We start from the raw sequence: 6,912 nt of genomic DNA, 5'->3' as shown, positions 1-6,912 counted from the left end.
GGAAGTGCTCGTGCAGGTTACCAAGGGCGCTCGAAGCACCAAGGGAAGCCGGGTCAGCACTCGCATCTCTCTGCCTGGGCGCTATCTTGTGTTCATGCCCGAGGAGAACTCTACCGGAGTCTCGCGCAAGATAGACGATCCCCGAGAGCGAGACCGCCTAAAGAAGATTATCGAGAGCATCCGCAAGCCCGGCTACGGCCTGATTGTTCGCACCGAAGCTGAGGGAAAGACCGAGCGCGAGCTGCGCCAGGACCTAGAGTTTCTGGAGCGCTCGTGGGCGGAGATCAAGGCGAAGGCGACGGCGATGCCCGCGCCGAACCTCATCCATGCTGACCTGACACTGCTTCTGCGTATCCTGCGCGACACATTTGGCTCCGATGTCGAGAAGATGTATCTCGACTCAACAGCAGAGTACCGCAAGGCGCATGAGCTACTCGACTTCTTTGGGCCGACCCTCAAAGACCGCGTCGTGCTGTACGATGGCGACAGGGCGATCTTTGAGAACTTTGGAATCGAGGCGGAGATTGAGCGCTATATCAAACGTCGCGTTCCTCTCAAGTCTGGTGGCTACTTGGTGATTGACCAGGCTGAGGCTCTGACTGCAATTGATGTTAACTCCGGAAAGTTTGGGGGCAAGACCGAGGGGCTCAATGACACGATTGTCCAGACCAACCTAGAAGCCGTAAATGAGATCGCACGCCAGCTTCGTCTGCGAGACATGGGCGGCATTATTGTCCTTGACTTGATTGACATGAACAATGCCAGCGATCGTCGCAAAGTGGAGCAGGCCTTTGAGAGTGCCCTCAAGACCGATAAGAACCGCTGTAAGGTCAGCCATATCTCCCCGCTAGGCCTCATTGAGATGACCCGAAAGCGCACCGGCGAGACCGTCAATGAGCAGATGGATGAGGTCTGCCCTTACTGTGCCGGAACCGGCCAGGTTTCGTCGCCGCAGAGTGTGGCCATGGTGATCGAGCGTGATCTACGGCGACGGGCACGGAGCGAGAAGGGGGAGGCATTCCTGGTAAGCTGTCATCCCTTAGTTGCCGCTGCCCTTGTGGGAGAAGATGGCTCTGAGCTAGAAGAGCTGGAGCACGCGCTGGAGCGAGGGATCTATGTCCGTGCTACGGAAGTGGGTCACCATGAAAAGTACGAGCTGACCACGGGGCGCCTAGATGATTTTGACCGCCGCTATGGAGCGATCAAGCGGGGGCAGATGGTAGAGGCGCGTGTGCTGACCATCAGTGATAGTGTCCCCCCCGTTGCGGCAGGGCTGGCGGAAGGCGGAATGATCGTCTTCGTTCCCCCAACGGGCCGTCAACCAGGCCATGGTGTGCGCGTCCGACTGGCCTCCGTCAACCGCTCGTTTGCGGTGGGTGAGGTGCAGGGCAAGGGCAACAATAATGGCGGCGGTGGCAGTGAGCCCCCGTCCTCTCCAAAGCCTGAGCCGCCCCGCGCCACTAAAGCAGCACCTCGCGAGCCTGCTCAGGCAGATCCCGCCAGTGACGAAGGCCGCAACCGCCGCCGCCGCCGTCGTGGTGGAGGACAGCGCACCGGCACCGCGGCTTCGGCTTAGCGCTTGAGCTGGGCCTGCTCCCATGCCAGTGTCTCGGGGAGTCCTTCTTCGAGGCTGCGGGGAGCATAACCCAGCTCTTGCTTTGCCTTGCTATTATCACCCAGGTAGGTAGTGCCCGCGGAGACGCGCAGAAACTCGGAGGAGTACTGCTCGGGCAAGGTGAGACGGATGCTCTCTAGGAGTGCCATCGTGCTGGCGAGGGCTCGGAGCATTCCGGGAGAAGCACGGCGCTTGGTGAGCGGGATTCCCGTGAGCTTCTCTGCGATTTCCAGCGCCTCCACCAGAGTATGGGGCGGTCCGGCGATGATATAGCTCTCGCCGGGCTTTCCTTTTTCCATCGCCAGCCAGTGCCCCAAGACAATGTCGTCCACGTGTGCCCAGCAGTAGGCCGCGCCCTGCGGGATCAGGGGGAGCTTTCGGGTAAGAAACTGCTGGAAGGTCTGGTGGGCTGCGCTGGTGTCGCCGGGGCCGTAGACAAGGCCCGGCTGGACAACTACCAGAGGAAGCCCCTGCGCGATAAACGCGTCCGCGATGTCATGAGCCGCGGCCTTGGTACGGTCATACTCCGAGAGGTGTGGGCCGTCGTAGCGATAGTTTTCGTCGGGTAGCTCGCCGTGGGTGTCGGAGAAAATAGCCAGCGTGGACGTGTACACGCCCTTGGGGATTGCCAGCTCCTGCATTACTCCTAACACATTACGGGTTCCCTCGACATTGACTGCCACTCCCTCATTCGACCTTGCCCCTGGCCCGATCTTGTACCAGCCCGCCACATGAAAGACACTCTCGCAACCCGGCATTGCGGCTCTGAGGGACGAAAGATCAGTAATATCGCCTTTAGCCAGTGTTACTCCAAGCTCCGCGAGATTTTGTGCCTTTTCGGGAGAGCGTACCAGCGCCACGACCTCGTGACCCTGTGCGCGTAGAAGTGCCGCCAAGCGTCCGCCAATAAAGCCGGTCGCCCCGGTTAGAAAATAACGCATGAGGTTATCGCTTCTTCTTGACGCTCATGGGTTTGAGAGGCTTGCTGGCCTGATCGTGCTCCCGCAGGAACTTTTCCACAAAGCGGGGGCCACGGTCTTCGACAAGCTTCTCCAGCACAAGACGTGTTCGTGCTTCTTCCAGCGTGATTTTGTTGGCCTCGGCGGAGTCAAGGAGAGCTTTCTCTAAAAAGGCGATCGAGGACTCGGTCTGTGTGGCCATCCACTGCTCCCAGAGGCGAGCAATGCGCTCAGGAGTGCCGTAGAGCTGGGCAAAGCGCTCCCAGACATTGGTGTGTAACGAATCGGTTTCGGGCATATCGCTATTCTATCGGTTAGGGCTGTAGTTAGCCGTGCGAAGAAGAAGAAAAGCCAAGGTGCCCAGAAGAAGCACGGCAAGAATACTGCCCCCAACTCGTAGCTGCTTCTGCTTGCGCTCTTGACGATCTCGCTCAGGATTGGGCCAACCGACGGCTTTATACGTGCTGGCGTAGGTGTACATGGCGCTATCGGCAGCACGATTAAGAATGTCCTCCGAGTTTGCTGCAACTTCCATCTTGATACGCCCTGCCCGTCCCGGCTTCCAGGTGATCATGACATCGGCAGGCTCACCGTCTATCTTGATGATTCCCACAATTTGCCCATTGGCAAGATTGGTTTGTGTGACCTTGCCAAGTCGGCGATAGGCACGCAAGGCTCGCTCGCCTACACGCTCCATATCTCCTTCGACGGATAGTTCTAAGTACCGACTCATCTCTCTTTATTATGACGTAGAATTTGGGCCAGTGTTGCGCCAGAGTGAAATTTTTGCGTCCGAAAGCAGCTCCGCCACACTCCAGAGAGGCAGGCCGATCACATTGGAAGGGTCGCCTTCGAGATGCGTGACAAACGGCATGGCACCTCCCTGTATACCATAACCTCCGGCTTTGTCGAGTGGCTCACCTGTGGCAACATAGGCACGGATCGCATCTTCAGGCAGGTGGGCCATGGTCACGCGGGTCTCGACAACGGTCAGCGCCTCTGCGATGATCTGGCCGGGCTGAGCTACTGTGAGAAGCGCAACTCCGGAGAAGACCTTGTGGGTCTTGCCCGAGAGCGAGCGCAGCATCTGGATAGCATCGTCGGAGTCTGTTGGCTTTCCGAGAATAGTGCCATCGGGCGCGACTACATCGGTGTCCACGCCCAGTATCCAGCCTGCGTGTCGCTGCGCAACGTCTTGGGCCTTGCTGAGCGCGGCCTGCTGGACATAGACACGTCCGTCTGTCAGATACGCCAGCGACGACTCATCGAAGCGGCTTACCTCCACGATAAACTCGACCCCAAGCAGGCCCAAGAGCTGTTGCCGACGTGGGGAGGCCGAGGCTAGGACGAGCTTAGCCAGCCGCTTCGCCCTCAGGCTTCTTGCGGGTGCGTGGCGCGGCAGGTTTCTTGGGCGCAGGCTTTGGCTTGGCTTCTGCGACCGGTTTTTCCTCTGCAACTGGCGCTGAGGCGGGCTCGTCGTCTAGCTCAAGCATGGAAAACGGCGATACTTCAGCGGGTTTTTCTGGCTCTGTCACCGTGGTAGGGGCGGAAGTCTCGGTGGGCTCGGGGCTGACTTGTTGCTCTAGCTCACGAACACGGTTCTCCAGTGCCTCAATGTCATCAAAATCACTGGTGCCCGTGCCAGGCGCTGCATCGCCTTTATGGGTTGCCTTGTTGAAGACATCGGTAACATTAAAGCCTTTAAAGCTCTCGCTCAGCTTCTCACGGATGGGACGGCCCTTCTCTTCCATATCGGCCAGAAAGCCCGGGGTGTCCTGGCGAATCTGCCGCACTGAGTCGTCGAGCTGGCGGGCTGCCTGATCCAGAAGATCCACGGCTGCCTTACCCAGACCAAACGTAATGTCAGTGACACGCTCCGCCGTCAGCGGGGGCATCGTTTTTTGCGTCTCAGAAGTGGCTTCTGCCTGCGCTTCAGCTTCCACGGTTGTTGTCTCCTCAGGAGTGGGGTTGGGGGTTTCGAGGGTAGGTTCGTCGTTCATAGTACTTAGGACAGCATAAACGGTAGTTGGGTTGCGTCTATTAACGTATTAAAGCGGTCCTGCATAAACATCGCGCTTGAGAATACCCACGTAGGGCAGGTTCCGGTAGCGCTGGTTCCAGTCGAGGCCATAGCCGATCACGAATGCATCGGGGATGGTGAAGCCCACGTAGTCGGCCTCGAGAGGCGCACCACGCTTGGCGGGCTTGTCCAAGAACGTGATGATCTTCACGGATGCGGGTGCGCGCTGACGTAGATTCCGCAGAACATAGCTCAGGGTCAGGCCCGTGTCAATGATGTCCTCGACAATGACCACATGGCGGCCCTCAATAGACTCATCGAGGTCCATGGTCAGGCGTACTTCCCCCGTGGAGTTGATGCCACTGTAGGACGAGACTCCCATCAGGTCCAGGGTAAGAGGCAGGTCAATGGCACGCATTAGATCCGAGAGGAAGGGGAGTGAGCCTTTCATGATCGTCACTAAATGGAGATCGCGTCCAGCATAGTCTTGGGTGAGCTGCGCTCCCAGCTCGCGAACCCGCTGCTGGACCTGCGCCTCACTGTAGAGCACTTCTTGAATATCATCGTGCATCGGATGGGGCATGGGCTATTGTACCGCGTGTTTTCGGAGACTTACCGTCAGTAGGCCTACACCAACGAGCCCCGGCACCCAGAGCCCCATGTTCAGGCAGACACTCGTCCAGAACGCAATGCTCAGTAGTCCGCTGGTCATGACTTCTATCGGAGCACTCGCCCAGTCAGACTTTCGTCCCAGCCATGCCCCGAGTGAGCCGGAGAGTAGCCAGCCCAAGAAATTAGAGAGGGGCACGGAAAAGTATGCCCCACCCGCCTCGTAGCGCCAGAACTCCTGCGCCACCGCACCCGGATCAAGGCACAGGTCCACTCCGACGAGTAGGGCTCCGGCCAGGAAAATCCGTCCTTGTGAGAGGGTCAGTGCCCAGAGCGCCAGCGGCGTCCACGAGAACGGGACGGTCCACGGTACGGCATCAAACAAGAGCTTCCCGATCTTGGGACCGTAGGAGAACCGCCCATAGGGCACGCCTGTCTTCACCGCCACGGTCTCTAAAACCAGCGCGTAGGCTCCCAGAAGCACTAGCAAACCCACGCCACGCTTTGCCCCGAGCCAGCGCACGATTGCGGCATAGCTCGGCCAGGCAAAGACCAACACGAAGATCGCCGAGACAATCGCCAGCTCGGGGCGGACGGGGAAACGCGCGACGAAAAAACCGCTGATAGCGGCGAAAATAAGCACAGACGGTAGAATAAGCCGTGACCCTCGCCCGCCTTTGGCAGACAAGCCGCCCTCGATTTTGGATGTATGTTCTTGGCCCCTACGTGGTGGGTCTTGCGGCTCTGAAGTCACCTGCGGTTTTCTACTCTCCACTGGCTCTGCTCTTTCTGGCGTATTTTCTGCTCCCGGCGAATCTGCTGATCTATGGCATCAACGATATCTTCGACTACGAGACGGATGTTCTTAATGCCAAGAAACGCGGCTACGAGGCATTGGTTCCCCCGGATGCAAGAAAGCCTCTGACGATTGCCATTGTCCTGACTAACCTGCCGTTCTTTATCGCCGCGTTTTTTCTACCACAGCCCGCGCAGCTTGCCCTACTGGCGTTTGTTGCGCTCTCTGCATTCTACTCCGCGCCCCCCATTCGGGCAAAGGCGAAGCCCTTCTTGGACGCTGCATTCAATGCGCTCTATCTGTGCCCTGGCTATGTCGCTTACTTTCTCGCAGGCGGCAACACTCTCTCCCTCCCGACTCTCTTGGCGGGCTGGGCGTGGGTGATGGCGATGCAAGCCTACTCCGCCGTCCCGGACATCACCGCAGACAAAGAAAGCAAGACGTTTACGGTGGCGACGACGCTGGGATTGCGTGGGACACTGCTCTTTTGCCTCGCGCTCTATCTCACCGCCGCCGCACTTGCCTCGGTTACCCTCGGCTGGCTCGCTCTGCCATTGGGCCTTGTCTACGCCACGCTCATGCTACTCTCGCTCCGTGCCGGAACCGAAGAGGGCGTGATGAAGCTCTACAAAAACTTCCCTCTTCTGAATACCTTCTGCGGAATGATTCTCTTCTTCGCCGCACTCCTACCGCTACGTTAGTTTAGTCCACCACACTGGCACAGGCCATCTCTAAGACGCGACGGAGGCCATCGTCACCGCCGAGGGTGCCGTCGTGGAAGAGGCTGCGGGGCGTTGGTTTCCAAGTGTCACGGCTGGTATCTTGTTGCGGTTGGGGGATCTTGGTGTAGGTCGGGTCGTACTGGAAGTTGCCACCACCCATTTTGTAGAGCACCAAGTCCAGCGACGGCACG

At 58.6% G+C, this 6,912-nt stretch carries 9 protein-coding genes and 1 pseudogene; 2 read left to right on the top strand and 8 right to left on the bottom strand.

The features are described from left to right. A partial coding sequence (locus AC1XOS_RS17800) for an Rne/Rng family ribonuclease (protein ID WP_481963560.1) occupies nt 1-1,576 on the top strand: 1,576 nt, incomplete at its 5' end. Here the strand turns inward: AC1XOS_RS17800 and AC1XOS_RS17795 are convergent. From AC1XOS_RS17795 to AC1XOS_RS17765, 7 genes are read right to left on the bottom strand one after another with little or no spacing between them, the layout of a single operon-like run. Further along, the gene (locus AC1XOS_RS17795; RefSeq protein ID WP_481963559.1) at nt 1,573-2,556 is read right to left on the bottom strand and encodes an NAD-dependent epimerase/dehydratase family protein; all 984 of its coding nucleotides are present in this window, start codon (nt 2,554-2,556) and stop codon (nt 1,573-1,575) included. The two genes, AC1XOS_RS17800 and AC1XOS_RS17795, sit on opposite strands and share 4 nt — an antisense overlap. 4 nt (nt 2,557-2,560) lie before the next feature. Further along, nucleotides 2,561-2,872: a hypothetical protein gene (locus AC1XOS_RS17790; protein ID WP_481963558.1), complete on the bottom strand. Its 312-nt coding sequence runs from the start codon at nt 2,870-2,872 to the stop codon at nt 2,561-2,563. Between the two features lie 9 nt (nt 2,873-2,881). Beyond that, the gene (locus AC1XOS_RS17785) at nt 2,882-3,307 is read right to left on the bottom strand and encodes a hypothetical protein (RefSeq protein WP_481963557.1); all 426 of its coding nucleotides are present in this window, start codon (nt 3,305-3,307) and stop codon (nt 2,882-2,884) included. A gap of 9 nt (nt 3,308-3,316) precedes the next feature. Next, on the bottom strand, nt 3,317-3,934 hold the full coding sequence (locus AC1XOS_RS17780; protein WP_481963561.1) for a Maf family protein: 618 nt from the start codon (nt 3,932-3,934) through the stop codon (nt 3,317-3,319). Continuing rightward, complete coding sequence (locus tag AC1XOS_RS17775; RefSeq protein WP_481963556.1) at nt 3,927-4,574, bottom strand: hypothetical protein; 648 nt, start codon at nt 4,572-4,574, stop codon at nt 3,927-3,929. The genes AC1XOS_RS17780 and AC1XOS_RS17775 overlap by 8 nt, the downstream gene beginning before the upstream one ends. 48 nt (nt 4,575-4,622) lie before the next feature. Further along, nucleotides 4,623-5,177, bottom strand: coding sequence for a hypoxanthine phosphoribosyltransferase (hpt, locus tag AC1XOS_RS17770; protein ID WP_481963555.1), 555 nt, complete (start codon nt 5,175-5,177; stop codon nt 4,623-4,625). Between the two features lie 3 nt (nt 5,178-5,180). Beyond that, nucleotides 5,181-5,846 (bottom strand): carotenoid biosynthesis protein, encoded by a 666-nt coding sequence (locus AC1XOS_RS17765; RefSeq protein ID WP_481963554.1) that lies wholly within the window; start codon nt 5,844-5,846, stop codon nt 5,181-5,183. Between the two features lie 17 nt (nt 5,847-5,863). On the opposite strand from AC1XOS_RS17765, the gene AC1XOS_RS17760 reads away from it, so the two are divergent. Then, a complete protein-coding gene (locus tag AC1XOS_RS17760) occupies nt 5,864-6,700 on the top strand; it encodes a prenyltransferase (protein ID WP_481963553.1) in 837 nt (278 codons plus the stop codon). A gap of 1 nt (nt 6,701) precedes the next feature. On the opposite strand, the pseudogene AC1XOS_RS17755 reads toward AC1XOS_RS17760, so the two are convergent. After that, nucleotides 6,702-6,912, bottom strand: a pseudogene (locus AC1XOS_RS17755) (serine hydrolase domain-containing protein); the annotation flags it as partial.

Source organism: Armatimonas sp., assembly GCF_964826245.1.
The sequence above is the reverse complement of the archived record's forward strand: the minus strand, read 5'-3'. Positions and strand labels throughout refer to the sequence as shown.